The sequence below is a fragment of the Acidovorax sp. genome (genome assembly GCF_046294525.1).
Taxonomy (GTDB): Bacteria; Pseudomonadota; Gammaproteobacteria; order Burkholderiales; family Burkholderiaceae_C; genus Acidovorax.
The window spans coordinates 115107-140145 of sequence record NZ_JBKBKQ010000012.1; the positions used below are offsets into that span (position 1 = coordinate 115107).

Here is a 25039-nt window from a genome sequence, read left to right on the forward strand (position 1 = left end):
GTATCATTAGCACTCACTACAGGCGAGTGCTAACAGCACTGCGCCTGTTGTAGTTTGGCAGCACCTGGGTTCCCGGGTGCTTCGTACTTCAGCTTTTTTCTACTGAAAACAGGAGCATTGCAATGAACCTTCGCCCTCTGCACGATCGCGTGATCGTCAAGCGCATTGAAAGCGAAACCACGACCGCTTCCGGGATCGTGATCCCCGACAACGCTGCTGAAAAGCCCGATCAAGGTGAAGTGCTGGCCGTGGGCCCCGGCAAGAAGAACGACAAGGGTGAACTGATCGCCCTGAACGTGAAGGTCGGTGACCGCGTTCTGTTCGGCAAGTACTCGGGCCAGACCGTGAAGGTCAAGGGCGACGAGCTGCTGGTAATGAAGGAAGACGATCTGTTTGCAGTGGTTGAGAAGTAATCCGCTTCTCATCACGGCCGAATCACTCATTTTTTCATAGCTGCCAGCGCTTGCCAGATAAGCGCTAGCGGCCATTTTGAACCAAATTTAGGAGCTCCATCATGGCAGCAAAAGACGTAGTTTTCGGCGGCGAAGCCCGCGCACGCATGGTTGAAGGCGTGAACATCCTGGCCAACGCGGTCAAGGTGACCCTGGGCCCCAAGGGCCGCAATGTGGTGCTGGAGCGCTCGTTCGGCGCCCCCACCGTGACCAAGGACGGCGTGTCCGTGGCCAAGGAAATCGAACTGAAGGACAAGCTGCAGAACATGGGCGCGCAGCTCGTGAAGGAAGTGGCTTCCAAGACCAGCGACAACGCTGGTGACGGCACGACCACCGCCACCGTGCTGGCCCAGGCCATCGTGCGCGAAGGCTCCAAGTACGTCGCCGCTGGCCTGAACCCCATGGACCTCAAGCGCGGTATCGACAAGGCCGTTCTGGCCCTGACCGAAGAGCTGAAGAAGGCTTCCAAGCCCACCACCACCTCCAAGGAAATCGCCCAAGTGGGTTCGATCTCCGCCAACTCCGACGAATCCATCGGCAAGATCATTGCTGACGCCATGGACAAGGTCGGCAAGGAAGGCGTGATCACCGTGGAAGACGGAAAGTCCCTGCAAAACGAACTGGATGTCGTGGAAGGCATGCAGTTTGACCGCGGCTACCTGTCGCCCTACTTCATCAACAACCCCGAAAAGCAGGCCGCCCTGCTGGACAACCCCTTCGTGCTGCTGTTCGACAAGAAGATCAGCAACATCCGCGACCTGCTGCCCACGCTGGAGCAAGTTGCCAAGGCTGGCCGTCCCCTGCTGATCATTGCCGAAGAAGTCGAAGGCGAAGCCCTGGCTACGCTGGTGGTCAACACCATCCGCGGCATCCTGAAGGTCGTGGCTGTGAAGGCTCCTGGCTTCGGCGACCGCCGCAAGGCCATGCTGGAAGACATCGCCATCCTGACGGGCGGCAAGGTCATCGCTGAAGAAGTGGGCCTGAGCCTGGAGAAGGTCACGCTGGCCGACCTGGGCCAAGCCAAGCGCATCGAAGTGGGCAAGGAAAACACCATCATCATCGACGGTGCTGGTGCCGCTGCCGACATCGAAGCCCGCGTCAAGCAAATCCGCATCCAGATCGAAGAAGCGACCAGCGACTACGACCGTGAAAAGCTGCAAGAGCGCGTGGCCAAGCTGGCCGGCGGCGTGGCAGTGATCAAGGTCGGTGCCGCGACCGAAGTCGAAATGAAGGAAAAGAAGGCCCGCGTGGAAGACGCCCTGCACGCTACCCGCGCTGCTGTGGAAGAAGGCATCGTGGCCGGTGGTGGCGTGGCTTTGCTGCGCGCACGCCAAGCGGCTGGCGAGATCAAGGGCGACAACCCTGACCAAGACGCTGGCGTGAAGCTGATCCTGAAGGCCATCGAAGCCCCTCTGCGCGAGATCGTTTACAACGCTGGTGGCGAGCCATCGGTGGTGGTGAACGCAGTGCTGAACGGCAAGGGCAACTACGGCTTCAACGCTGCCAACGACACCTACGGCGACATGATCGAAATGGGTATCCTGGACCCCACGAAGGTGACCCGTACCGCACTGCAGAACGCCGCTTCCGTGGCTTCGCTGCTGCTGACGACCGAAGCTATGGTGGCCGAGGCTCCGAAGGACGACGCACCTGCTGCTGGCATGCCTGACATGGGCGGCATGGGTGGTATGGGCGGCATGGGCATGTAATTGCCTGTTGGTCCCACGCGGGGCGGGCCACGATCCCGCGCCGTGTGAATGCCTCATAAAAAAACCCCGCAGGTCTTGCAACCTGCGGGGTTTTTTACTTGCATTCGCCTCAACCCCGGGGGGCCACAGACTGCCGATCGCGACCACGCGTATAAACGATATTTATATTAACAATTCGACACAATCGGCATGTCCGATAGATTTGTACGCCATTGACTATTAAATGACCGCTTGGTCGCGGCGCGATAGACTCAAGACCTTTCCTTCCCCCTCGGGGAACCGCCTGCCGCTCAGTTCCTTCATGGGCGCCACAGCCCGAAAGCCCCTACCCCACCATTTCGCACCCATGGCGTTTACTCCCCCTACTGTCACCGTTTTGGACCTGACGGCCCGCTTGGGCCTGTACTCACTGGCGCAGTTGGGCGTTTCGGGAACATCGGGCGCGGGGCCGTGGCTTCAGATTCCGTTGGGTGACGCCACCATGGCCCCCTTGGTCGATTGGCTTCGGCCGACACATGCGCGGGAATTGAGCTTGCCTTGCGCTTCCAGCGCAGCGGTCATCCTGCTGGTCGGCCCGGGCTCGGTCAATCTGGTGCAAGCCACACTGCAATGGCTGGCGCCATTGCCCCCCCCGGTGGTGTGGGCGTTCCTGATGCCCAACGCGGTGATGGAGGAGTCGATCTTCAAGAACGCACCAGCTGCACAGATGGCGCGTACCCACGTCTACCAGCTGCCCGACAGCAGCCCCCAAACCTTGTGGTTCATTCTGATGGAGCAGTTGGGCAAGCTGCGGGCCATGGATGACCTGGCCCTTCACCAATCCCAAACCCTCTTACAGAACGACACAATGAGTTCCAACCTTAAACAATGTATGGATGCCGCGATGACGATTGACGGCGCAACCGCCGTGGCGCTGGTGGACTACCGCAGCGGCATGTGCCTGGCGCAGGCCGGCGGCGGCATGAACCTGGATCTGGCTGCCGCAGGCAACACCGAGGTGGTTCGCGCAAAGCTCAAGACCATGGAAACGCTAGGCCTGCGCCGCGGTATCGAAGACATCCTGATCACCTTGGGCGACCAGTACCACCTGATCCGCTTGGTACCCAACAACCTTGGTCTGTTCCTGTATCTGGTGCTCGACAAGGCCAAGGGCAACCTGGCCCTGGCGCGCTACAAGCTCACGGATATCGAGCGTTCGCTCAAGGTGTGACCCGCGCTCCAGTGTTGCGGCACGTGGATCAGAAGCGATAGGTCGCGCTCAACACCACATTGCGCCGGCTGGCCCACCAGCAATCGCCCCGCGCCAGGCAGGTGCTCATGTACTGCTTGTCGGCCAGGTTGCTGATGTTCAGCGCGTAGCGCCAGTCCTGGTTCTCGTAGGCGAGCGTCGCGTCCACCACGCCGGCCGCAGGCACACGCGGGCCGGTGCCATCGCGGAAGGACGACAGCCAGCGGTAGCCCGCCCCGGCCGTGAACCCACGTACACCACCCACGGAGAAGCGGTACACGCCCCACACGGCCGCCTGATGGCGCGGCAGGCCTTCCAGCAGCGGGTCCACGTCCGTGTAGTTGTAGTGCGCCGTCAGGTCGAACGCGGTGGCCACGCGGGCCTTGTATTCCAGCTCCAGTCCCTTGTTGCGTGTCTGGCCGGTTTGCAGCGAGTTGGTGGGATCTACCGGGTCGGCCACCTTCTGGTTTTTTTCCTTGAGGTCGTACACCGCCGCAGTGAACTGGGTGTGGCTACCTTCGGGCGCGTACTTCACGCCCAGCTCGATCTGCTCGCCCTCCAGTGGCTTGAAGCGCTGGCCTGCACGGTTGGTGCCGCTCACGGGACTGAAGGATTCGGCGTAGCTGATGTAGGGCGTCCAGCCTCCAGCCAGCTGGTACATCACGCCCAGGCGCTTGGTGGTGTCGCTGGTGTGGTCGTCTGCGGCGCCAGCCAAGCTGTTCACCGCGCGGTCGTGGCGCAGGCCGGCGACCACGATCCAGGGTCCCCACTTCATCTGGTCCTGCAGATAGACGCCGCTTTGGCGCTGCACATTGCGCGGGCTGGTCACGCGAGCCGCTCCTGCGACAGTGTTGCCGTACACCGGAGCGTAGGCGTCGATGGTGCTGAAGGTGCTGGCGCTTTCCTTGTCTTCGGTCTGGCGGTTCCAGTCCACCCCCAGCAGCAGCTGGTGGCGCACATTGCCCGTGGCCAGGTTGCCTTGCAGGTGGGTGTCCACCGCGGCCATGCGGGTGCGCGTGTACGAGTCGTCGAAATAGCGGCCGATCACGCGCTGGTTTACCGGGTCGGCACCAAACCCGCCCACCTGCGAGAAGAAGTCGGCCCAGTGGTAGGCGCCACGGTTTTCATTGCGCGCCAGGCGCAGGTTCTGTCGCACGCGCCAGGTGTCGTTGAACTGGTGCTCAAACAGCCAGCCCATCGATTCACGGTCGCTGTTGTAGAAATCGCCCGGCTCGCCAATGAAGCGCGTGCTGGGTAGCTGGCCGTTGGGGTTGGGCAGCAAGGTGCCCGACCAGGGCAGGAACTGGGCGGCACTGCCGGTGCGGTCCTGCTGCCAATGGGCCTGCAGCACCAGCGAGGTGGCGGCGCTCGGTCGCCATGCGAGCGAAGGCGCGATCACGCGCCGGTCGTCGGGCACATGGTCCACCTGCGTGTCGGCGGTGCGGGCCAGCGCCACCAGGCGGTACGACCATTCGCCGTCCGCCGTCAGCGGACCGGTGAGGTCAGCCTGCAATTGGCGCCGGTTCCAGCTGCCCAGCTGCACGCCGACTTCGCGGTGCGCCTCCTGCTGGGGCCGCTTGCTGCCCATGTTGATGACGCCCGCCACCGTGCCCGCGCCAAACAGCATGCCCGAGGGGCCGCGCAGCACCTCGATGCGCTCCAGCGTATAAGCCTCCGACCGCGTGACGCTGGTGTACCAGTTGTAGTTCTGGCGCAGGCCGTCCAGGTAGATGTCGGGGTAGCTGCCGCGCACGCGCATGCCGTCTGACCGGCTGTCCAGGCCGTACGCATCGCTGCGCACGCCGGCCGCGTACAGCAAGGCGTCCTGCAGATTGGAGGCGCCCTGATCCACCAGCTGGTCGCGGGTGACCACCGTGACGGACTGCGGGGTTTCGGCCAGTGGCGTGTCCGTCTTGGTGGCGGTGGCGGCGTTGCGGGCGCGGTAGCCCACCACAGGGGTCGTGGCGGTTTCCTTCTCGGCGCTGGCATCCACGCGCACCTCGGACAAGGTGGGGCCGGTGGACTGCGCCAGCGCTCCGCCGGTGGAGCCCCCCGCGAGCAGTGCAACAGCCAGGCAGACTGCGGTCTTCTGTGGACGATGGTTCATGATGATAGAAATGTGATTAAGAATGATTCCTATTTTAGAAACCAAACATCCCACCACCCCGCCCTTGTCGCGCAGGGGCAACAGATGCGCTGCCCGGACCCGGGCGCGCACGAGCCACACGCGCAAAAAAAGCCCGCTGGTCTGGCGGCCGGCGGGCCCTTTTTCTCGAATTCTCTGTCTCAGGCGCTCAGTCGGAACTGGGCTGCACCCACCAGAAAATCAGCAACAACACGCCAATCCCGGTAAGCACCAGCAGTTGCCACCAGCCGCTGCGGCCGATGTCGTGCAGGCGGCGCGCCCCGACGGCCAGCGCAGGCAGCAACAGCGCCAGCGAGACGAGCAAGTTCACGATGTCGCCCAGCACGCTGGCGATGATCAGCACGATCACCTGGAACAGAAAAAACCACCAGAACTCCGAGCGCGACGCCCGGCCCGAAAAACCCGCGTACTGCGCGAAGCAGCTTTTTACCGCCGACACAAAATCCACAGTGAACTCCCTCTCTTGGTTGAAAGCAAACACCACGGGTCTGCCGTTGCGGCCAGCCCCGCGACATCATAGGGACCGGGTGTGCAGACGGGAAGTCTGCTGCGGGCGAGCGCATGGCCCTTCCGCAGTTTCATCAATTTTGATAGCTGACAGCGCTTGCAGCGTAAGCGCTAGAGCCCAAAAACACTCCAAATTGAAGCGTCACCGGGCGGGGCGCAGCGCCTGCGTGTCCCGCGCCAGCTGCGTGATGCGCGTCCAGTCACCCGCACGCACCGCGTCAGCCGGCGTGAGCCACGAACCTCCCACGCAGCGCACATTGGGCAAGGCGAGGTAGTTGGCGGCCGTGGCCGCCGTGATGCCACCCGTGGGGCAGAAGCTGACCTGGCCAAACGGGCTGGCCCAGGCCTTGAGCAGCGGCACGCCGCCCACCGCCTCGGCCGGGAACAGCTTGAGGAACGAGAAGCCATCCGCCAGCGCGGTCATCACCTCGCCCGATGTGGCCACCCCGGGCAGCAGCGGCAGATTGAGCGCCTTGCAGGCCGCGCCCACCTCGTGCGTGTAACCGGGACTGACCGCAAACCGGGCCCCGGCCTGGCTGGCGCGGCGCGCGTCGTCGCCGTTGAGCACCGTGCCCACGCCCACGACTGCGTCGGGCAGGTGGCACGCAATCGCCTCGATGGCGGGCAGGCCGGCGGGGGTGCGCAGCGTCACCTCCAGCACCTTCACGCCACCGGCCAGCAGGGCCTCGGCCAGGGGCAATGCGTCTTCGACACGGTCGATCACGATGACCGGAATCACGGGGCCGTAGCTTGCGATTTCAAGAGGGTTCATAGCCATGTGCAGGCTCCTTGTTCTGCGCCACCCGCGTGGCGGCGGAAGTTGTGGAAGAGTTCGCGGCCAAAGCCGGTTTGCGGGGGGGCGTTGTACGGCGCCGGCGTGCGGGCGGCCCAGGTGGCCTCATCGACCAGCACATCGAGCGTGCCGGCCACGGCATCCACGCGCACGATGTCGCCATCCAGCACCTTGGCCAGCGGGCCGCCGGACAGCGCCTCGGGCGTGACGTGGATGGCGGCGGGCACCTTGCCGGAGGCGCCGCTCATGCGGCCGTCGGTGACCAGCGCCACCTTGAAGCCCTGGTTCTGCAGCACCGCCAGCGGCGGCGTGAGCTTGTGCAGTTCGGGCATGCCGTTAGCTTGCGGGCCCTGAAAGCGCACCACGGCCACCATGTCCTGGTTGACCTCGCCCGCGCTGAAGGCCGCGAGCAGCGCTTCTTGCGAATCGAATACCCGTGCGGGCGCCTCGATGACGTGGCGGTCTTCCGGCACGGCCGACACCTTGATCACCGCGCGGCCCAGGCGACCTTGCAGCAGGCGCAGGCCGCCGGTGGGCGAGAACGGTGCGCTCACCGGCCGCAGCACCGACGTATCGCCCGACACGGCAGGCGCACTTAGGCCGCCATCGGCAATGCCGCCCCCGTTCACGCTCAGCACATCGGGGTGCATCAGGCCGTTGGCCAACAGCTCGCGCAGGATCCACGGCGGGCCGCCCGCGGCCTGGAACTGGTTCACGTCGGCATCGCCATTGGGGTACACGCGGGCCAGCAGCGGCACCACGGAAGAGAGTTCGTCAAAGTCCGACCAGTCAATCAGGATGCCCGCGCTGCGCGCAATCGCCACCCAGTGGATCAAATGGTTGGTGGAACCGCCCGTGGCCAGCAGTGCGGCCATGGCATTGACGATGCAGCGCTCGTCCACCAGCTTGCCAATGGGCGTGAAGCGGTTGCCGCGCTTGCCGATGTCGAGCACCGTGCGCAGCGCCTGGCGGGTGAAGGCCTCGCGCGCCTGCGTGCCCGGGGATTCAAACGCCGCGCCGGGCACATGCAGGCCCATGGCTTCGAGCAGCATCTGGTTGCTGTTGGCCGTGCCGTAAAAGGTGCAGGTGCCGGGGCTGTGGTACGCGGCCGATTCGGCCTTGAGCAGTTCGTCGCGGCCCACCAGGCCCTGCGCATACTGCTCGCGCACCTTGGCCTTGTCCTTGTTCGACAGGCCCGTGCCCATGGGCCCCGCAGGCACAAACACGCAGGGCAGGTGCCCGTAGTGCAGCGCACCGATCAGCAGGCCCGGCACGATCTTGTCGCACACGCCCAGCAGCAGCGCGCCGTCGAACACATCATGGGACAGCGCTACCGCCGTGGCCATGGCAATGGCATCGCGCGAAAACAGCGACAGCTCCATACCGGGCGTGCCTTGCGTGACGCCATCGCACATTGCGGGCACACCGCCAGCCACCTGCACGGTGGCGCCCTGCTTGGCGGCCTCGTCGCGCAGGATGGCGGGGTAGCCCTGGTAGGGCTGGTGGGCCGACAGCATGTCGTTGTAGGCAGTGACGATGCCGATGTTGGTCGCCTTCTCGACCGTGACCTTGAACTTCTCGGACCCCGGCAGCGCCGCATAGGCGTGCGCCAGGTTGGCGCAGCCCATGCGATCTTGGGCGGGCTTGCGCGCGATCATGGCGTCCACGGTGGCCAAGTAGGCGCCGCGGGTGTCCGCGCTACGCTGGATGATGCGCTCGGTGACGCGCACGACGACTGAATGCATGGAAGAGGTCTCCATCGGTGGGTAGCCAGGCCCTGTGCAGGTGCCGGAGCCTGTATGTGAGGCCCTAGAATGTAACTCGATAACCACCCCGCTTCAACCCATGACCTTGCAAGCCCTGCCCCTTCCGCCCTCCGAACTGGGCGAATCGCCGTTCTGGCATCCCACGGAAAAATCCCTTTACTGGTGTGACATTCAGGGACATGCCGTGCATGCCTGGCATCCTGCGAGCGGGCAGCACCGGCAGTGGCCCATGCCCAGCGAACCCGGCTGCTGCGCCCCGATCACCGGTGGCGGTCTTGTAATCGGGTTACGGGACGGCTTCTACCATCTGGACACCACCACCGGTGCCCTCGCCTGCCTGGCCCCTCTCCCTGCCGATCTGCACGACACCGCCGTGCTGCGCCTGAACGACGGCCGCTGCGACACCGCAGGCCGCTTCTGGGCGGGCTCCGTCATCACGCCCCGCACTGCACCGCACGCGGCCTTGTGGTGCCTGGAGGCCGACCCGGCCAGTGCCACGGGCTACACCGTGCGCCACAAGGCGGGCGACAACTTCACGGCCAACGGCCTGGCCTTCAGCCCCGACAACCGCACGATGTACTGGGCCAACACGCCCGAGCACCGCATCGACCTGTTTGACTTTGACGTGGCCACGGGCGAGATCACGAACCGCCGGTCCTGGGTGCAGTTCGACCGCAAGGTGGAAGGGCAGCCTTATGGCGGCAGGCCCGATGGCGCAGCGGTGGATGTGGAGGGGAACTACTGGGTTGCGATGTTCGAAGGGGCGTGTGTGTTGCAGTTGTCGCCAGCGGGTGAGGTGCTGCAGCGCATCGCAGTGCCGGTGCAGTGCCCGACCATGGTGTGTTTTGGGGGGGAGGACTTGCGGACGTTGTTTATTACGTCGGCACGGGCGGGAAGGCCGGTTGAGGAGCGAGAGGCGGAGGTTACGGCGGGGTCGCTGCTGAGCCTACAGGTGGCTTTGGCTGGGCTACCGGTAAATTTCTTCAAGGTGTGAGCTACGGCGGGCCAACAGTCACAGTGAAATGCAAGGGCCCGTGCTCCATCACCGAGCAGTCAACGCGCCGATGTCGTCACGCACCATCCGAAAGCTAAGGCGGTCGCCGACCAACCTCGCACCCAGGCTCTTGTAAAACGCAATGCCTCGCGCGTTGGACGACTTGACCGACCAGTCGATGCGGCCGCAGCCGTTGTCCAGTGCGTATCGCGCTACCCATTGCATCAGAGCGAGGCCGATGCCCTGGCTCCGATGGCGCGGCGAAACAAAAAGCTCTTTGAGAACACACTGCCGCTGGTGAGCGGGCTCGGGCTCCACCAATGAATACACCAGTTAAATGGCTGCAAAACCAAGCAACTCGCCACCAACCTCCGCCGTCACCAGCCGAATCTGAGAATGAGGTCCGCACAGGTTATCGCGCAAATGTTTGTGGACGAGAGCACGGTCGAGCGCCCGGCTCGGGTGATAGTGTTCATGCAGCGCAAGCAGCAAGCCCACCATATGCTCCTGTTGCGCTGGGGTCAGCAAACCTACTTCCATGCATCCTCTCCTGCTGGACCGGATTGTTCCGGTGGGATGAGCTTACGTCGATAGAACGATTTGCTGGTGGTTAGCCCTCACTTGCGCCCAGCCCCAGGACTCCCAACACGTCGTAACAAGCCCCCATGTTGTGATAGTCAACCTTCCCCGCATTGCTCTTCTCTCGGGTGGTGTTGCGGTTGTCGCGATGCAGGATGCGAAACCACGCACCGTGTTCGTGGTCCACAAAGTGGGCCCAGCAATAGGCCCAGATGCGGTCATACCACTGCCAATACCGATCATCGCCCGTACGCACTGCCAGCACCGCAGCGGCGGCCAGGCTCTCGCCCTGCACCCAGTGGTATTTGCCGTCGTCGCAGATGCTGCCTTCGGGTGCCATGCCGTAGTACAGGCCGCCGTGCTCAGCGTCCCAACCTCGCGCCACGGCGGCATCAAACAGGCGCTGTGCGCAGGGCAGGTGCCAGTCGGCGGGTCGCAGGGCATCCAGTTGCAGCAGCAGCTTGGCCCACTCGGTCTGGTGGCCGATCTGGTAGCCCCAGGGGCGGAAGATGTTGCTGCGGTCGTGGCGGTTGTAGTCCCAGTCCACGGACCAGTCGGCATGGAAGTGCTCCCACACCCAGCCTTCGGCGGCGGGTGCGAGAGCGCGGGTGGACAGCGCCGCCTGACGCTGGCAAATGCCCTGCGCGATCTGTTCGGCGCGCTCGATGTAGCGGCGCTCGCCCGTGGCGCGGAAGGCGGAGATCATGGCCTCGCAGGCGTGCATGTTGGCGTTCTGGCCGCGGTAGCTGGTCAGTTGCCAATCGGGGCTGGCCTCGTCGGCATACAAGCGTGCAGCGGGTTGCCAGAAGTGTTGTTCAGCGGTGTCAAAGGCCTCTGCGAGCCAGGCACGGGCTTCGGGCACCCCGGCCTCCAAGGCGCGGGCGTAGGCCAGCATCACAAAAGCCATGCCATAGCAGTGGCGTGTGGCGTCTTGCACCGTGGCGCGGCCTTCGTGCCAGTCGATCAACCACGCGTAGCCGCCTGTGGCAGGGTCGAGAAACGCGGTGCGCAGGAACGTGAGCGCGTGCCGCATGCCCGCCTGGTAGCGCGCCTCGCCCGTGGTGCGGTAGACCATGGCGTGCGTGACCACAAAGCGCGTGGCGCTGACAAGGTGGCGGGTGCGGGTGTTGTAGACCGTGCCGTCGTCCAGAAAGAAGTGGTACTGCCCCCCGCTCGGGTCGGTAGCGACGGGGTCATAGAACGCCATGGTCTGGCGCAGGTGCTCGCGCAGGAATGCGGGCGAGCGGAACTCGGGCAGCGGTGGCGCCTGCATGGATGGGTCTCCTCCTTCAAAGGCCGCTTTCTGCGGCGGCGTGGCAGATCGGTCTGCCTTGTTCTGTGGTCTGGGGGCGATTCAATCGCCGCGGCGCAAACGCGCCAGCAACCCTGCCGTCGAGCCGTCGAGCCCCGCCCCATCGCCGCTGGCCAAACGTGCCTCGATGTCCTTGGCCAGCACCTTGCCCAGTTCCACGCCCCACTGGTCAAAACTGTTGATGCCCCACAGCGCTCCGCTCACGAACACGCGGTGCTCCTGCAGCGCGATCAGCGACCCTAGCGTTGCGGGACTCAGTTCATCCAGCAGCAAAAAGGTGCTGGGCCGGTTGCCCGGGAAGTGCCGGTGGCCGTCCTCTCCCGCCTTGCCCACCATCAACGCCTGGGCCTGCGCCAGGGCGTTGGCCAGCAGCTTGTCGTGGTGGCCGGGCAGCGGGTGCGTGGGCTGGCGCACGGCGATGATTTCCAGCGGGATCACGTCCGTGCCCTGGTGAAGCATCTGGAAGAACGCGTGCTGGCCGTTGGTGCCGGGCTCGCCCCACAGCACGGGCGAGGTAGCCACGGCCAGGGCCGTGCCGTCCTTGGCCACGCGCTTGCCGTTGCTCTCCATCTCCAGCTGCTGCAAATAAGCCGGTAGGCGGCGCAGCGCCGCGTGGTAGGGCGCAATGCAGCAGCTGGTAAAGCCGTGAAAGTTGCGGTACCACACGTCCAGCAGGCCCAGGCGCACGGGCAGGTTGGCTTCTAGAGGCGCGGTGCGGAAATGCTCGTCCATCGCGTGGGCACCGGCCAGCAGATCGCGAAAGCCCTGGGCGCCGATGGCGATGGCAATGGGCAGGCCGATGGCCGACCACAGCGAGTAGCGCCCGCCCACCCAGTCCCAGAAGCCGAAGGTGGTGGTGATGCCCAAATCGCCCGCGGCCTGCACGTTGGTGGTCAGCGCAGCAAAGTGGCGTGCCACGTCGCGCCCGCCCTGCGCGTCAAACCACGCCAGCGCCGAGCGGGCGTTGGTCATGGTTTCGGCCGTGGTGAAGGTCTTGGAAGCGATGAGGAACAGCGTGTTTTCAGGCCGCAGGCCTTGCAGCACGCTGTGCAGTTCGTGCCCGTCCACGTTGGAGACAAAGTGAAAGCGTTTGCCGGGCAGTCGCTGCTGCTCCAGCGCCAGCACGGCCATGTGCGGGCCCAGGTCGGAGCCGCCGATGCCGATGTTCACCACGTCGGTGATCGCACCGTCGGCGCGCACGGCTTCGGCATAGGCCAGCATGGCGTCCAGTGTGGTGTGCACAGCGGCCAAGTCGGCCGCGACCTGGTGGGCATCCCCAGGCAGTGCCAGGCCAGCGGGGCGGCGCAGCAGGGTGTGCAGTACGGCGCGGCCTTCGGTATTGTTGATGGGCTGGCCGGCCAGCATGGCGTCGCGCTGAGCGGGCAGGTTGCAGGCGCGGGCCAGGTCCAGCAGCAGGGCCTCGGTGGGCGCGTCCCACAGGTTCTTGGACAGGTCGGCAAACACACAGGGCGCTGCCTGGCTGAAGTGGGCAAAGCGGTCGGGGCCGCCCGGTTGCGCAAAGGCCTGGCGCAGGTCAAAAGCGTGCCCTGTGGTCTCGTATGCGGACTGCAGCGCGGCCCACACGGGGGTTTGGTCACATCGGAGGTGCATGGCTAGAAAGCGATGGAAAGCACAGAAGAGCAGCGCGCAATGGTAACTTGATTACAAAAATGCACGGATACTTTGTTGCAAGCCTGAGAATTAAATCTTTGTAGGACAACAGCTCGCCACAATTCATGTAACGAGATTACAATTTTGAGCCCCATACAACTTCAACCCAATGCACACGGAGACCCCCATGAGTTTTGACCTTGTCCTGTTTGGCGGAACCGGTGATCTGGCGTGGCGCAAGCTCATGCCGGCGCTGTTCCAGGCGTTTCGCCACGGGACGCTGCCTGAGGGGGGGCGCATCATTGCCGTGGCCCGCGACGAGCATAGCCACGAACAATACCGCAGCCTGATCCAGTCCCGGTTTGACAGCGTGGAGCTGGCCAAGCGGCCCACACCCGACGAGTTCGAGCGGTTTGGCGCCCTGCTGCACTACCTGCGGATGGACCTGTCGCAAAGCGCCGACTACGAGCGCCTGGCCGCCATGCTGCGCGAGCGCAATGCCGATTCGGTTGTGATGTACGTGGCCACCGCGCCCAGCCTGTTCACCAATGTGTGTGAGCAGATCGCCGCCGTCGGCCTGAACGGCCCCACCACCCGCGTGGTGCTGGAAAAGCCGCTGGGGCACGATCTGGCCTCCAACCAGGCGATCAACGACACGCTGCGCCGCGTGCTGAAAGAAGAGCAGGTCTTTCGCATCGACCACTACCTGGGCAAGCCCTCGGTGCAGAACCTGTTTGCGCTGCGCTTTGGCAACACGCTGTTCGAGCCCCTGTGGCGGCGCGAGACCATTGCCAACATCCAGATCACCATTGCCGAGGAACTGGGCGTGGAAACGCGCGGCGCCTTCTACGACCAGACCGGCGCGCTGCGCGACATGGTGCAAAACCACGCCCTGCAGCTGCTGTGCGCCATCGGCATGGAGCCGCCCATCAACTCCAGCGCCAACGCCATCCGCGATGAAAAGCTCAAGGTGCTGCAGTCGCTCAAGCCCTGGACGCTGGAATCCCTGGGCCAGCACGTGATCCGCGGGCAATACTCCACCGGCCTGCACCAGGGCCAACCCGCGCCGGGCTACCTGCAGGAAAAAGGTGTGAACCCCGCCAGCACCACCGAGACCTTCGTGGCGCTGCGCACCGAGATCAGCAACTGGCGCTGGGCGGGCGTGCCGTTCTACATCCGCACAGGCAAGCGCTTGGCCGGGCGCGACGCGCACATCGTCATCAACTTCCGGCCCGTGCCGCACCCTATCTTCAAAACGCCTGCAGGTGCCGCCAACCGCCTTGTCATCAACCTGCAGCCCAAGGACGGGCTGGAACTGCATCTGATGGCCCAGGGCGCCGCACAGCACCAGACAGAGCCGGCGCTGTCGCAAGTGCACCTGAACCTGGACTTTGACCAGCGCTTTGGTACCGAGCGCGTGGGCGCCTACGAGCGCCTGCTGCTCGACGTGATCGCTGGCCGCCTGAACCTGTTTGTGCGCAGCGACGAGCAGGAAGAAGCCTGGCGCTGGGTGGAGCCCATCCTGCAATTCTGGAAGAACGACCCGGCCGGGCCACGCCCCTACGCTGCGGGCAGCTGGGGTCCGCGTGCCGCGAGCGCGATGATTGCGCGGGACGGGCATTGCTGGAGCGAAGAGATGTAGCAGGCCTGCGCCTGCCACAACGCGACCATTACACTTTGCCACGTCGCTATCTTTCGGATAGCGCTTGGCGGCTTCTGGACAAGCGCCGGGCGCAAAAAAAGGCCTTAGACGGGATCGCAGTTGCCGGTCCTACCCCGCCTTCAAGGCGCCGGCCCCACCAGTTCAATTGGCAACCCATCCGGGTCCGCAAAAAACGTAAACAGCGCGCCAGTGAACGGGTCCACCCGCACCGGCTCCACGGCCACGCCGTGCGCGGCCAGGGCGGCCACGCTGGCGTCCATGTCGGCCACGCGCAGGGCGAGGTGGCGCAAGCCGCGGGCTTCGGGAAACGACGGGCGCGGTGGTGGATTGGGGAATGAGAACAGCTCGAGCTGCGTGCCATCGGGCAGCTGCAGGTCCAGCTTGTGCGACTGGCGCTCGGTGCGGTAATGCTCGTGCACCACGGGCAGGCCCAGCACCTCGGTGTAGAAGTGGCGCGAGCGGGCGTAGTCGCTGGCAATGATGGCCACGTGGTGCACCCCAAGCAGCCGCAGCGTGGGTGCGGCCGGTGCGCCGGATGCGGTCATGCCGGGCCGGGCCCGGCGATGTCCAGCGCGCGCGAGGCGCCGTGCAGCGCCGGGGTGGCGCTGGGGTCGATCACCCAGCACGGGATGGACGCGAGATACGCCTGAAAGCGGCCCTTGGCCTCGAACCGCGCGCGGAAGGGCGAGCTGTCGAACCACGTGCCCAGCCGCGGCACGATGCCGCCGCCCAGGTACACGCCACCGCGCGCGCCCAGCGTCAGCGCCAAGTTGCCGGCCACGCTGCCCAGAAAGCCGCAGAACAGCTCCAGGGCCTCCAGCGCCAGCGGGTCGCTGGCCTGCAGGGCCAGTTCGGTGACTTCGGCGGCGGCGCTCACCTCTTCGCCGCTGTGGTGCTCCAGCGTGCGTACCGCGTGGTACAGGTCCACCAGGCCCGCGCCCGAGACCGCGCGCTCGGCCGAGACGTGGCCGTAGCGCTCTTGCAGCACTGACAGCACCTCGAACTCGCGGCGGGTCTGCGCGGGCAGCGTGACGTGCCCGCCCTCGCCCGATAGCGGAACACCGTGGCTGGATCCGGGCGGAAACACCAGGCCCGACACCCCAAGCCCCGTGCCCGGGCCCAGCAGCGCAATCGCACTGCCTGGCACGGCCAAGCCGCCGCCCACCGGGCGCAGCTGCTCGGGCGTCAGCAGCGGCAAAGCCAGCGCCAGTGCGGTGAAGTCGTTGATGACCACTAGGCGCTCAAAACCAAAGGCCTCGCGCACGGCGCGCTGCGAAAAGCTCCAGCTGTGGTTGGTCATGCGGATGGCGTCGCCCGTGACCGGGTTGGCGATGCCAAAGGCCGCCTCGCGCGGGGTGGGTACGCCCACTTCCTGCAGGTACGCCGCCAGCGCGGCATCCACGGTGGGGAACTGCGCACAGGGCAGCACCCGCGTGTCGTGCAAGGCGCCGCCGGGTTCGGCCTGCCAGGCCAGGCGGATGTTGGTGCCGCCGATGTCGGCGAGAAGGCGCTGTGGATGCTGCATAGAACAAGGTCGCACATGGCATTGCCGCGCCACCAAGGACGCAGTCTGCTGAAGGGAAACCAGGGCCGCAAAGGCCGGTGGCGCTTTGATGCTATTTTTTCAATAGCTTACAGCGCTTGCTGGACAAGCGCTGGAGCCTCTTTTTACTTGAAATCGCCGCGCACGCAAAGACCAAAGTCCGCGCGGGCGGCGTGACTTTGCCCCCTGCGCCCGCGCGTTACGCGGCCAGGCGGTCTTCCGTCTGCGCGTCAAACCAGTGGGCATGCGCAGGCGCCACGGCCAGCCCCACCTGGTCGCCAGGCTGCACGCGGGTTTGTGCATCGGTGCGCAGCGTGACGCTGCCTGCGGCGGTGTCCACCATCACATAGGTGTCCGGGCCCGTGGGCTCCACCACGCTGACCCGGCCGCGCCAGGGGGCGGTCTCCTGCATCACCAGGTGCTCGGGGCGCACGCCCAGCAGCACCTCGTTGGCACTGGATGGTGGAGGCGCCAGGTTCAACGCCGCACCCTGGATGCCAAACTGCCCGCCCGTGACCGCGCCGCGCAGCAGGTTCATGGTGGGCGATCCGATGAAGGTCGCCACATAGGTGTTGGCCGGGCGGTTGTAGATCTCGTCGGGCGTGCCCAGCTGCTGCACCACGCCGCCCTTCATCACGGCAATGCGCGAGCCCAGCGTCATGGCCTCGACCTGGTCGTGCGTGACGTACACGCTGGTGATGCCGCTGGCCTGGTGCAGGCGCTTGATCTCGGCGCGCATCTCCACGCGCAGCTTGGCATCGAGGTTGGACAGCGGCTCGTCGAACAGGAACAGCTGCGGCTGGCGCGCCAGCGCCCGGCCCATGGCCACGCGCTGGCGCTGGCCGCCTGAGAGCTGGCTGGGGCGACGGTCGAGCAGGTGGCTGATCTGCAGCATGGCCGCGACTTCGTCGATGCGTTTTTGGCGCTCGGCCTTGGGCATCTTGCGCATCTCCAGCGCAAAGCCGATGTTGTCGGCCACGGAGAGCGTGGGGTACAGCGCGTAGCTCTGGAACACCATGGCGATGTCACGGTCGCGCGGGGGCATGCCCACCACGTTCTTGCCACCGATGCGGATCTCGCCCTCGGTGGGCTCGTCCAGCCCCGCAATGATGTTGAGCAGCGTGGACTTGCCGCAACCCGAGGGGCCGACCAGGATGAGGAACTCGCCCGGTGCGACGTGGATGTCCACCTTGCGCAGCACCTCCACGCTCTTGTCGCCCTTGCCAAAGCGCTTGTTGATGCCCGCGATGTCGAGTGATGACGCCATTTGTTTCTTACCCTTAACCCTTGACTGCACCGGCCGTCAGCCCGCGCACAAAAAACTTACCAGCCAGCACATAGATCACCATGGTCGGCAAGCCCGCGATGATGGCGGCCGCCATGTCCACGTTGTAGGCCTTCACACTGCTGCTGGTGTTGGCCAGGTTGTTCAGCCCCACCGTCACCGGCTTGGAGTCGGTGCCCGAGAACACCACGCCGAACAAAAAGTCGTTCCAGATGTTGGTGAACTGCCAGATCAGCGTGACCATCACGATGGGCGTGGACAGCGGCAGCACGATGCGCCAGAAGATCTGCCAGAAGCTTGCGCCGTCCATGCGCGCCGCGTTCACCAGCTCTTTCGGAATGGCCGCGTAGTAGTTGCGAAAGAACAGCGTGGTGCCCGCCAAGCCCGCGAGGCAGTGCACCAGCACCAGCCCGGTGATGGAGCTGGACAGCCCCAGCCAACCCAGCACCTGGCTCATGGGCAGCAGCACCACCTGGAAGGGCATGAACACGCCGAACAGCAGCAGGCCGAAGAGCACATCGCTGCCGCGAAACTTCCACAGGCTGAGCACATAGCCGTTGACAGCGCCCCACACGGTGGAGATGAGCACGGCGGGCACGGCCATGGCCACCGAATTCATGAAGAACGGGCGCAGGCCGTTGCAGTCCACGCCGGTGCAAGCGCTGGACCATGCCGTGCTCCAGGCCGACCAGTTCAGCAAGCCCGGCAGCGCCAGCAGCGAGGTGCTGCGGATCTCCTCCGCGTCCTTGAACGAGGTGACCAGCATGGCGTACAGCGGCAGCAGAAAGAAGGCGGTGGCCAGGGCCAGCACCGCGTAGACGAGCAGACGGCCCACGGAGGGGAACAAAGAAGGCTTAGCGGTCATTGGGCTTGGTCCGCAGTTCGCTGTAAAGGTAAGGAATCACCAGGGCCGCCACAGTGGCCAGCATCATGGTGGCGCTGGCCGCGCCCAGACCAATCTGGCCGCGCGAGAACGACATGGTGTACATGAAGGTGGCCGGCACATCGGTGGCAAAACCGGGGCCACCGGCGGTGAGCGCCATCACCAGGTCAAAGCTCTTGATCGCCAGGTGCGACAGCACCATGAGCGTTGAGAAGAACACGGGCCTGAGCGCGGGCAGCACGATGCGCCAGTAGATGCGCGGCAGCGACGCACCATCGACCTGCGCGGCCTTGATGATGCTGTCGTCAATGCCGCGCAGCCCGGCGAGGAACAGCGCCATGGCAAACCCGGCGCTTTGCCAGATGCCTGCGATGACCACGCAGTAGATGGCCATCTCGGTGTCCACCAGCCAGCCAAATTCAAAGTTCGTGAAGCCCCAGTCGCGCACCATTTTTTCGATGCCCAGGCCCGGGTTGAGCAGCCACTTCCAGGCCGTACCGGTCACCACAAACGACAGCGCCATGGGGTACAGGTAGATGGTGCGCAGCGCGCCCTCGGCGCGGATCTTCTGGTCCAGCAGCACGGCCAGCACCACGCCGATGGCCAGCGAGCCGCCCACGTAGCCCACACCGAAGATGCCCAGGTTCTTGAGGGCCACCCACCAGCGGTCCATCTCCCACAGGCGCTCGTACTGCGCCAGGCCCGCCCATTCGTAGTTGGGCAGCATGCGCGAGACGGTGAGGCTGAGCACGCCGTTCCACACCATCAGGCCATAAATGAAGGCGAAGCCCAGCACAAAGGCAGGCGCTACCACCAGCTTGGGCAGCCATGTTTCAAAGGTGTTGTGAGAATGCTTCATCACCGTGTTGCCTCGGGGTCAAGCGGCCCGCTTGCCACAGGCCGCGACAGGCGTTGCGCCAACGGTGCTCTAGGGTCAATGGTCATGGCTGCAAATCAGGGTTGTGCATGTCGCACACAAATCAAAAAAGGGGGGCGCTGAGGCCCCCCAAGAACAAAGTAACCTCTGGATCACTCACTCAATCACTCGCTAACTCACTCCCTTTTCCTCTCTTGTTGTCACGCTCACCACCAGACCTCGTACTGCACGCCCACCAACGTGCGCGAGGTCTTGCCATTGGCGCCGAAGGTCGCGGCATTTGCCACGGCCGCAGCCTGGTTCCAGTTGGCCTTGGTCACATACAGGCGCAGCTCGGGGCGAGACCAGAAATCTTCGCTCAGCGCCAGGGCGCCTGCCAGCGTGGCCTTGGACAGGCGTTGGTCCGGCCCCGCACCCTTGCGCGTGGTGGTGGACAACTCGGCCAGCATCTTGAAATGCTTGGTGAAGGCATACGAGCCCCGCGCACCCAAAGAGAAATCCTTGGTTTCCACGCCTGTCACGTCGGCCTTGTTGGTCTGGTAGCCGATGAGCGCCTGGCCGCCGAAGGGACCGCTTTGCCAGTTGATGGAATCGGCAATGCGCACGACGCGCTTTCCGGGGGTCAGGCCGTCAATGGCTTCGAACTGGCCATCGATGCGGGCATGGCCGCGCGATGTCTGCAGGAACAAGGCGTTGCTCATGCCCGGCAGCAGAAAGTCCTTCTGGTTGTGCGAGATCGAGATGCCAGAGCCTGAGCCGCCGTTGGCCTGGTTCTTGCCGTTCACCGCCGTCAGCAGCACGCGCAGCTTGCCGCCGGGGTTGGTGTTGATCTCGGACAGGTCAGCGTTGATGCGCTGGGCCTTCACGTTGTTCGGCAGGTTGCCATCAAACTTGTCGCCGGTGAACACACCCACACCCAGCTTCATGCCGCCCACCGGGATATCGGTGACGCCTGCGCCGATGTTGTCTCCGTAGTTCATCAGGAAGTAGTCCACGATGTGCACGTCCTGAATGCGCAGGCGACGCTGACCCACCCAGAACTTGGCCTCTGGCGAGAACGAGAAGCCGCTCATTTCCACATAGGCCTGCTCGGTGCTGATGTCGCCACTGCCCCACTTGGCGGGCATGTAGTTCACTTTCCACTTGATGCCGCCAGTCTCGAAGCCGCGTGCAAAGTTCACTTCGATGCCGTTGTCGCCCTCGTTGCCCAGGCGGTACTTCTGCAGCTCGCCGCCCAGACCGATATGGCCCTTCACGCCGTCAGAATGGTTGAACACCGGGCCACCGCGCGAGTAGCCGTTGAACTCAAAGCCTGCCACTTCCATGGCGAACGCAGTTTGCGTCAGGCATGCGGCGGCCAAAGCCACCGCCGTGAGGCGGTTTCTTGTCTTCATGATGATTCCCTCTCAGGTTGGTTTTATTTGGTCTTCGCGGCGGTCGCGATCTTCTTCATGGCATCGGCGACGGTGATCTTGTCGTCGTTCCAGAACTGGCTCACCACATCCTTGATGGCGCCTTCCGTGGCGGGTGCGATGGCCATGCCGTGGGCCGCGCTGGGCACCAGGCCGCCGCTCTTGGCAGTCTCCACAAAGTCCTTGGCCGAGGCCTTGGCGCAGTCGTCGAACTTGTCCATGGGCTGGCCCGCACGCACGGGGATCGAGCCCTTGTTCAGGTTGAACACTTCCTGGAAGGCCGGGCTCATGATGGAGCTAGCCAGGTCGCTCTGCGCCTTCTGCGCGCCCGCGTCCTTGAGCTTGAACAGGATGAATGAATCGACGTTGAAGGTGAACGCGTTGGCCGAGCCTGGGGCCGCAGCGCACAGGAAGTCCTTGCCCGGCGCCTTGCCTGCAGCCAGGAACTCGCCCTTGGCCCAGTCACCCATCAGCTGAAAGCCCGCCTTGCCCTGGATCAGCATGGCCGTGGCCAGGTTCCAGTCGCGGCCGGGTGCGCCGGGGTCGGTGTAGCCCTTGATGCGGCGGAAGGTCTCGAGCGACTTCTTCATGTTGTCGCTGGTGAGCGCAGAGTTGTCGAGCTTGACGAGCGCGTCCTGATAGAACTTGGGTCCACCCACGCCGAGCACCACGGACTCAAACGTGGTGAAGTCCTGCCAGTTCTGACCGCCATGGGCCACGGGGATCAGGCCGGCAGCCTTGAGCTTGTCGGCCGCAGCAAAGAACTCGTCCCAGGTCTTGGGCATGGCGGCCACGCCGGCCTTCTTCAGGGCCTCGGAGCTGCCCCACATCCAGTTCACCCGGTGCACATTGACCGGGGCGGCCACGTAAGCGCCCTTGTACTTCATCACATCGGCGACCACCTTGGGCAGCAGGTCATCCCACTTCTCGGCCTTGGCCAGCGCGTCCATGTTGGCCAGCACGCCTTCCGACGCCCATTCCTGGATGGCCGGGCCCTTGGTCTGCGCTGCCGAAGGGGGGTTGCCCGAGATCACGCGGCTTTTGAGCACCGTCATGGCGCTGTCACCGCCGCCACCGGCCACGGCAAAGTCGCGCCAGGTGTGGCCCTTGCCCTGCATGATCTTCTTGAGCTCGGCCACCGACTTGGCCTCGCCACCCGAAGTCCAGTAGTGCAGGACCTCGACCTCCCCCGCGCTGGCCGACATCGCTGCCGCCAGTCCCACCGCGACTGCGGCGATTTTTGTCATCTTCCACATACCCTTGTCTCCTCGATGTTTGAACCCGTTGGGTGCGCCACCATGCGGTGCGTTCAGCGCAGTCGGTACTTTAATTACAATAATTAATGTTCTTATCAGGGCTTTCCCGGGTGTGGGTTACATACCAACACCCCCGCCGGTTACTCGATTACATCGCTCTACAGCGCGCCTCCAGCCGCAGGCGCCGAGCGGTCTGCGGACAGGTGCTTTGATATGCTCAAACCCATGGCCACGATCCTGATTGTTGAAGATGATGCCCTGCTCCTGGACGCACTTTCGGGGCAGTTGCAGCAACTGCAATTCGGGGTCTGCACCGCCTGCAGCGTGGCCGAGGCTAAGACGCTGCTGCAGACCCAGGCGGTGGACGGCATCATCCTGGACCTGGGCCTGCCCGGCGCCGACGGCATGGATCTTCTGACCTGGGCACGCTCCCACATTGCAGGCCTGCCGGTGCTGATTCTGACCGCGCGCGATGGCGTGGACGACCGCGTGCGGGGCCTGAACGCCGGGGCCGACGACTACATCACCAAGCCCTTCAACATGCAGGAGCTGCAGGCCCGCCTGCAGGCCATGCTGCGCCGTGCGCGGCAGCCCGCCTTCACGCAGGCCAGCAGCGCGGCGGGGGCGCAGCACACCACGCTGGGGCCGCTGGTGCTGGACCACACAGCCCAGACCGCCGCCCTCAACGGCGACACGCTGGACCTGACCCAGCGGGAGTGGGAGCTGCTGGCCCTGTTGGCCCACCGCGTGGGCGAGGTCGTCACGCGCGACGACGTGCTGGCCGCATGGCGCGCCAGTCCCGCTGCCGAGCCCGGCCAGGCGGCCGCGCCGCTGGCATCGAACGCGCTGGAGGTGTATGTGCACCGGCTGCGCAAGAAGCTCGATAGCTCGCCGCTGGCCATTCGCAACATCCGCGGGCTGGGTTACATGCTGAATAAGCCGTAGATGGCACACCCCCCTGAGTCGCTGCGCGCCTTCCCCTCGCTTCGCTGCGCTGCGCGGGCAGGGGGACTATGCCCTCGCTGCGGGACGGCCCTTGCTCGGCATCCCGCGCCTTTGCCGCGCCAGTGTCACGCGTTGCGGGCTTTCACCACCTTCCGCCGGGCGGTTCACTGACATGCGCCACGTTCCTGGGGTCTCCCTCCAACGCAAGCTGTTGCTGTGGCTGCTGCTGCCCCAGCTGGTGCTGTGGCTCTCAGGCGGGTTTCTGGCGTGGCGGGTAGCGCTGCAGAACGGTGAGAAGGGCATTGACCAGACGCTGACCCAGTCGGTGCGCGCCTTGGCCCGGCAGATCAAGCCGATTGGCGACGGGCTGCTGGTGGACTTTCCGAAGGCGGCGCAGGACATCCTGGAGCAGGACCCCACCGACCGCGTGACCTACATGGTGTCGTCACCGCCCGGGCGTTTTCTGCTGGGCAACGCGCAGTTGCCGCCGCCGCCACCGGTCACGGTGCAGGTAGGCGACCCGTACCTGTACCACGCCCGGGTGGACGATAAGCCCGTGCGCGTGGCGCTGCTGGATGTGGACTACGGCACGCCGCAGACCCGCCAGACCCTGCGCGTGCAGGTGGCGCAAAGCCTGACGGTGCGCGAGCGCATTGCGCAGGAGCTGCTGGAGCAGATGCTGCTGCCCATGGGCCTGATGGGCCTGGCGCTGAGCGCCCTGGTGTATGCCGGCGTGCTGCGCGGCCTGCAGCCCCTGAAGCGCCTGGAAGCGCAGATCGAGCAGGCCGGTGCGCGCCCCCAGGGCGGCGCCAACGACCCGCTGGCCCCCATCGAACTGACGTCCGCCCCGCAGGAGGTGCACTCGCTGGCCAGCACCATCAACCGCCTGCTGGAGGCCGTGGCGCGCGGCCAGCAAAAGGAAAAGCGGTTTCTGAACGACGCTGCGCACCAGCTGCGCACGCCCCTAGCCGGCCTGATCGGCCAGACCGAGCTGGCCCTGCACGAAAGCCACGAACCCGCGGTGCAGGAGCGCCTGCACAAGGTGCTGTCTGCCGCCCAGCGCAGCGCGCACCTAGTGCACCAGCTGCTTCAACTCGCGCGCTCGGAATCCAGCGTGGAGATGCAGCCCACCGACCTGGCCGCACTGGCCCGCGAGGTGGCGCGCGAATGGGCTGCGCGCGCGCTGGCGCAGGGCATCGACCTGGGCTACGAGGGCGAAGACACCCTGGCCGTGCAAGCCCACCCGCTGCTGCTGCGCGAGGCGCTGAACAACCTCATCGACAACGCGTTGAACTATGCCGGCAAGGGGGCCACCGTGACGGTGCGCGTGGGCCACGAAGAGCCGGGCCACTGGGCGCTGCTGGTGGTGGAAGACGACGGGCCCGGCGTGCCCGCCGAGCACCTCGGTGACCTGTTCGCGCGGTTCTGGCGCGGGTCGGACAAGGCAGGAGGGTGCGGGCTGGGCTTGTCCATCGTCGAGGAGATTGCGTTGCGGCATGGCGGGCGCACGGTGGCGGAGCCACTGGTGCCGCGGGGGTTGAGGGTGGGGGTGCGGGTGCCGCGGGGGTGAGTGTGGGGTTGTGAGTATTTGGTTGTTTTTGGGCTTTAGCGCTTATTTTTCAAGCGCTGGCAGCTATGAATTTTGCAGTCTTTTAGCCCCATCCTGACCGTTTAGGGTGAGCATTTCGAAGCCTTGGATCACAACGAACCGTTCGGGCTGAGTTGTCGAAGCCGGGGCTCGAAGGCTCGCTTGCCACTCTGAGCGGCGTGCCGGATCCAAGGGCGGAGGCCGGGATGTCGCCCCGGCGGGCGAGTCCCTTTCTTTCGCGTCGCCGAAAGAAAGGAACCAAAGAAAGGGCGACCCAACAGGCTGCGTCCCTCCGCTTCGCTGCGGGCAACCTGCGGTGCTCGCGTCCAGCGGGGGCTCGCTCGAACTCGCTCCACTGCGTTGCGCTCAGACAATCGCGAGCCCTGATCCTCTGGCCGCTGCGCTCCTCGGCGCATCCTGAAGGGAACCCGGGGAGCGGACATCCACACGGGCCATCGCTGCGCTCGGCCCCCACGGCGCCGCGCGAAGG

At 65.2% G+C, this 25039-nt stretch carries 22 protein-coding genes; 7 read left to right on the forward strand and 15 right to left on the reverse strand.

What is annotated here, in order from left to right; translation table 11 throughout:
* The first annotated feature begins 122 nt into the window (after positions 1 to 122).
* From ACK4HJ_RS13055 to ACK4HJ_RS13065, 3 genes are all read left to right on the forward strand, one after another.
* Positions 123 to 413 (forward strand): co-chaperone GroES, encoded by a 291-nt coding sequence (locus ACK4HJ_RS13055; RefSeq protein WP_005799501.1) that lies wholly within the window; start codon positions 123 to 125, stop codon positions 411 to 413.
* 101 nt (positions 414 to 514) lie between these two features.
* Positions 515 to 2161, forward strand: a complete 1647-nt coding sequence (groL, locus tag ACK4HJ_RS13060; RefSeq protein WP_015012624.1) for a chaperonin GroEL — start codon at positions 515 to 517, stop codon at positions 2159 to 2161.
* A gap of 847 nt (positions 2162 to 3008) precedes the next feature.
* On the forward strand, positions 3009 to 3371 hold the full coding sequence (locus ACK4HJ_RS13065; protein WP_409832187.1) for a hypothetical protein: 363 nt from the start codon (positions 3009 to 3011) through the stop codon (positions 3369 to 3371).
* A 28-nt stretch (positions 3372 to 3399) separates the two neighbouring features.
* Here ACK4HJ_RS13065 and ACK4HJ_RS13070 read toward each other — a convergent pair whose 3' ends face one another.
* The 4 genes from ACK4HJ_RS13070 to edd form a co-directional block, all read right to left on the reverse strand.
* Positions 3400 to 5496, reverse strand: a complete 2097-nt coding sequence (locus ACK4HJ_RS13070; protein ID WP_409832118.1) for a TonB-dependent siderophore receptor — start codon at positions 5494 to 5496, stop codon at positions 3400 to 3402.
* A gap of 187 nt (positions 5497 to 5683) precedes the next feature.
* A complete protein-coding gene (locus ACK4HJ_RS13075) occupies positions 5684 to 5983 on the reverse strand; it encodes a DUF805 domain-containing protein (RefSeq protein WP_409832121.1) in 300 nt (99 codons plus the stop codon).
* A 201-nt stretch (positions 5984 to 6184) separates the two neighbouring features.
* Entirely contained in the window at positions 6185 to 6814 is a 630-nt protein-coding gene (gene eda / locus ACK4HJ_RS13080) for a bifunctional 4-hydroxy-2-oxoglutarate aldolase/2-dehydro-3-deoxy-phosphogluconate aldolase (RefSeq protein WP_409832189.1), read from the reverse strand.
* On the reverse strand, positions 6811 to 8580 hold the full coding sequence (edd, locus tag ACK4HJ_RS13085; protein WP_409832124.1) for a phosphogluconate dehydratase: 1770 nt from the start codon (positions 8578 to 8580) through the stop codon (positions 6811 to 6813). Before edd ends, eda begins: the two co-directional genes overlap by 4 nt.
* Positions 8581 to 8680: 100 nt before the next feature.
* Between edd and ACK4HJ_RS13090 the strand changes: the two genes are divergently transcribed.
* Positions 8681 to 9595, forward strand: a complete 915-nt coding sequence (locus ACK4HJ_RS13090; protein ID WP_409832127.1) for an SMP-30/gluconolactonase/LRE family protein — start codon at positions 8681 to 8683, stop codon at positions 9593 to 9595.
* Positions 9596 to 9643: 48 nt separating this feature from the next.
* Here ACK4HJ_RS13090 and ACK4HJ_RS13095 read toward each other — a convergent pair whose 3' ends face one another.
* The 4 genes from ACK4HJ_RS13095 to pgi all read right to left on the reverse strand — a co-directional run bounded on the left by ACK4HJ_RS13095 (position 9644) and on the right by pgi (position 13097).
* Positions 9644 to 9925 carry a GNAT family N-acetyltransferase gene (locus tag ACK4HJ_RS13095; protein WP_409832130.1) on the reverse strand — a complete coding sequence of 94 codons (282 nt, stop codon included), beginning with the start codon at positions 9923 to 9925 and terminating at the stop codon, positions 9644 to 9646.
* Positions 9926 to 9928: 3 nt separating this feature from the next.
* Positions 9929 to 10135 (reverse strand): hypothetical protein, encoded by a 207-nt coding sequence (locus ACK4HJ_RS13100; RefSeq protein WP_409832133.1) that lies wholly within the window; start codon positions 10133 to 10135, stop codon positions 9929 to 9931.
* Positions 10136 to 10205: 70 nt separating this feature from the next.
* Positions 10206 to 11447: an AGE family epimerase/isomerase gene (locus ACK4HJ_RS13105; RefSeq protein WP_409832136.1), complete on the reverse strand. Its 1242-nt coding sequence runs from the start codon at positions 11445 to 11447 to the stop codon at positions 10206 to 10208.
* A gap of 81 nt (positions 11448 to 11528) precedes the next feature.
* Complete coding sequence (pgi, locus tag ACK4HJ_RS13110; RefSeq protein ID WP_409832138.1) at positions 11529 to 13097, reverse strand: glucose-6-phosphate isomerase; 1569 nt, start codon at positions 13095 to 13097, stop codon at positions 11529 to 11531.
* Between the two features lie 187 nt (positions 13098 to 13284).
* Here pgi and zwf point away from each other — a divergent pair, with 187 nt between their 5' ends.
* Positions 13285 to 14739: a glucose-6-phosphate dehydrogenase gene (zwf, locus tag ACK4HJ_RS13115; RefSeq protein ID WP_409832140.1), complete on the forward strand. Its 1455-nt coding sequence runs from the start codon at positions 13285 to 13287 to the stop codon at positions 14737 to 14739.
* Between the two features lie 140 nt (positions 14740 to 14879).
* On the opposite strand, the gene ACK4HJ_RS13120 is transcribed toward zwf, so the two are convergent.
* The 7 genes from ACK4HJ_RS13120 to ACK4HJ_RS13150 form a co-directional block, all read right to left on the reverse strand.
* On the reverse strand, positions 14880 to 15305 hold the full coding sequence (locus ACK4HJ_RS13120; protein WP_409832142.1) for a VOC family protein: 426 nt from the start codon (positions 15303 to 15305) through the stop codon (positions 14880 to 14882).
* Positions 15302 to 16285 carry a glucokinase gene (locus ACK4HJ_RS13125; protein ID WP_409832145.1) on the reverse strand — a complete coding sequence of 328 codons (984 nt, stop codon included), beginning with the start codon at positions 16283 to 16285 and terminating at the stop codon, positions 15302 to 15304. Before ACK4HJ_RS13125 ends, ACK4HJ_RS13120 begins: the two co-directional genes overlap by 4 nt.
* 217 nt (positions 16286 to 16502) lie before the next feature.
* Positions 16503 to 17570 carry an ABC transporter ATP-binding protein gene (locus tag ACK4HJ_RS13130; RefSeq protein ID WP_409832148.1) on the reverse strand — a complete coding sequence of 356 codons (1068 nt, stop codon included), beginning with the start codon at positions 17568 to 17570 and terminating at the stop codon, positions 16503 to 16505.
* Positions 17571 to 17583: 13 nt separating this feature from the next.
* Positions 17584 to 18453, reverse strand: a complete 870-nt coding sequence (locus ACK4HJ_RS13135; protein WP_409832150.1) for a carbohydrate ABC transporter permease — start codon at positions 18451 to 18453, stop codon at positions 17584 to 17586.
* Positions 18443 to 19330: a carbohydrate ABC transporter permease gene (locus tag ACK4HJ_RS13140; protein WP_409832153.1), complete on the reverse strand. Its 888-nt coding sequence runs from the start codon at positions 19328 to 19330 to the stop codon at positions 18443 to 18445. Before ACK4HJ_RS13140 ends, ACK4HJ_RS13135 begins: the two co-directional genes overlap by 11 nt.
* Positions 19331 to 19554: 224 nt before the next feature.
* A complete protein-coding gene (locus ACK4HJ_RS13145; RefSeq protein ID WP_409832191.1) occupies positions 19555 to 20673 on the reverse strand; it encodes a carbohydrate porin in 1119 nt (372 codons plus the stop codon).
* Positions 20674 to 20765: 92 nt separating this feature from the next.
* Positions 20766 to 22016, reverse strand: a complete 1251-nt coding sequence (locus tag ACK4HJ_RS13150) for an ABC transporter substrate-binding protein (protein WP_409832156.1) — start codon at positions 22014 to 22016, stop codon at positions 20766 to 20768.
* Between the two features lie 225 nt (positions 22017 to 22241).
* On the opposite strand from ACK4HJ_RS13150, the gene ACK4HJ_RS13155 reads away from it, so the two are divergent.
* Both ACK4HJ_RS13155 and ACK4HJ_RS13160 read left to right on the forward strand, forming a co-directional pair.
* A complete protein-coding gene (locus ACK4HJ_RS13155; protein ID WP_409832159.1) occupies positions 22242 to 22961 on the forward strand; it encodes a response regulator transcription factor in 720 nt (239 codons plus the stop codon).
* Between the two features lie 172 nt (positions 22962 to 23133).
* Entirely contained in the window at positions 23134 to 24531 is a 1398-nt protein-coding gene (locus tag ACK4HJ_RS13160; protein ID WP_409832162.1) for a sensor histidine kinase, read from the forward strand.
* Positions 24532 to 25039: the final 508 nt, after the last annotated feature.

Bases quoted from the DNA above. Each gene is read 5' to 3' on its own strand.
- ACK4HJ_RS13055 (WP_005799501.1), top strand. From the start codon at position 123: ATGAACCTTCGCCCTCTGCACGATCGCGTGATCGTCAAGCGCATTGAA.
- groL (WP_015012624.1), top strand. From the start codon at position 515: ATGGCAGCAAAAGACGTAGTTTTCGGCGGCGAAGCCCGCGCACGCATG.
- ACK4HJ_RS13065 (WP_409832187.1), top strand. From the start codon at position 3,009: ATGAGTTCCAACCTTAAACAATGTATGGATGCCGCGATGACGATTGAC.
- ACK4HJ_RS13070 (WP_409832118.1), bottom strand. From the start codon at position 5,496: ATGAACCATCGTCCACAGAAGACCGCAGTCTGCCTGGCTGTTGCACTG.
- eda (WP_409832189.1), bottom strand. From the start codon at position 6,814: ATGAACCCTCTTGAAATCGCAAGCTACGGCCCCGTGATTCCGGTCATC.
- edd (WP_409832124.1), bottom strand. From the start codon at position 8,580: ATGCATTCAGTCGTCGTGCGCGTCACCGAGCGCATCATCCAGCGTAGC.
- ACK4HJ_RS13090 (WP_409832127.1), top strand. From the start codon at position 8,681: ATGACCTTGCAAGCCCTGCCCCTTCCGCCCTCCGAACTGGGCGAATCG.
- ACK4HJ_RS13100 (WP_409832133.1), bottom strand. From the start codon at position 10,135: ATGGAAGTAGGTTTGCTGACCCCAGCGCAACAGGAGCATATGGTGGGC.
- ACK4HJ_RS13105 (WP_409832136.1), bottom strand. From the start codon at position 11,447: ATGCAGGCGCCACCGCTGCCCGAGTTCCGCTCGCCCGCATTCCTGCGC.
- pgi (WP_409832138.1), bottom strand. From the start codon at position 13,097: ATGCACCTCCGATGTGACCAAACCCCCGTGTGGGCCGCGCTGCAGTCC.
- zwf (WP_409832140.1), top strand. From the start codon at position 13,285: ATGAGTTTTGACCTTGTCCTGTTTGGCGGAACCGGTGATCTGGCGTGG.
- ACK4HJ_RS13120 (WP_409832142.1), bottom strand. From the start codon at position 15,305: ATGACCGCATCCGGCGCACCGGCCGCACCCACGCTGCGGCTGCTTGGG.
- ACK4HJ_RS13125 (WP_409832145.1), bottom strand. From the start codon at position 16,285: ATGCAGCATCCACAGCGCCTTCTCGCCGACATCGGCGGCACCAACATC.
- ACK4HJ_RS13130 (WP_409832148.1), bottom strand. From the start codon at position 17,570: ATGGCGTCATCACTCGACATCGCGGGCATCAACAAGCGCTTTGGCAAG.
- ACK4HJ_RS13135 (WP_409832150.1), bottom strand. From the start codon at position 18,453: ATGACCGCTAAGCCTTCTTTGTTCCCCTCCGTGGGCCGTCTGCTCGTC.
- ACK4HJ_RS13140 (WP_409832153.1), bottom strand. From the start codon at position 19,330: ATGAAGCATTCTCACAACACCTTTGAAACATGGCTGCCCAAGCTGGTG.
- ACK4HJ_RS13145 (WP_409832191.1), bottom strand. From the start codon at position 20,673: ATGGAAGTGGCAGGCTTTGAGTTCAACGGCTACTCGCGCGGTGGCCCG.
- ACK4HJ_RS13150 (WP_409832156.1), bottom strand. From the start codon at position 22,016: ATGTGGAAGATGACAAAAATCGCCGCAGTCGCGGTGGGACTGGCGGCA.
- ACK4HJ_RS13155 (WP_409832159.1), top strand. From the start codon at position 22,242: ATGGCCACGATCCTGATTGTTGAAGATGATGCCCTGCTCCTGGACGCA.
- ACK4HJ_RS13160 (WP_409832162.1), top strand. From the start codon at position 23,134: ATGCGCCACGTTCCTGGGGTCTCCCTCCAACGCAAGCTGTTGCTGTGG.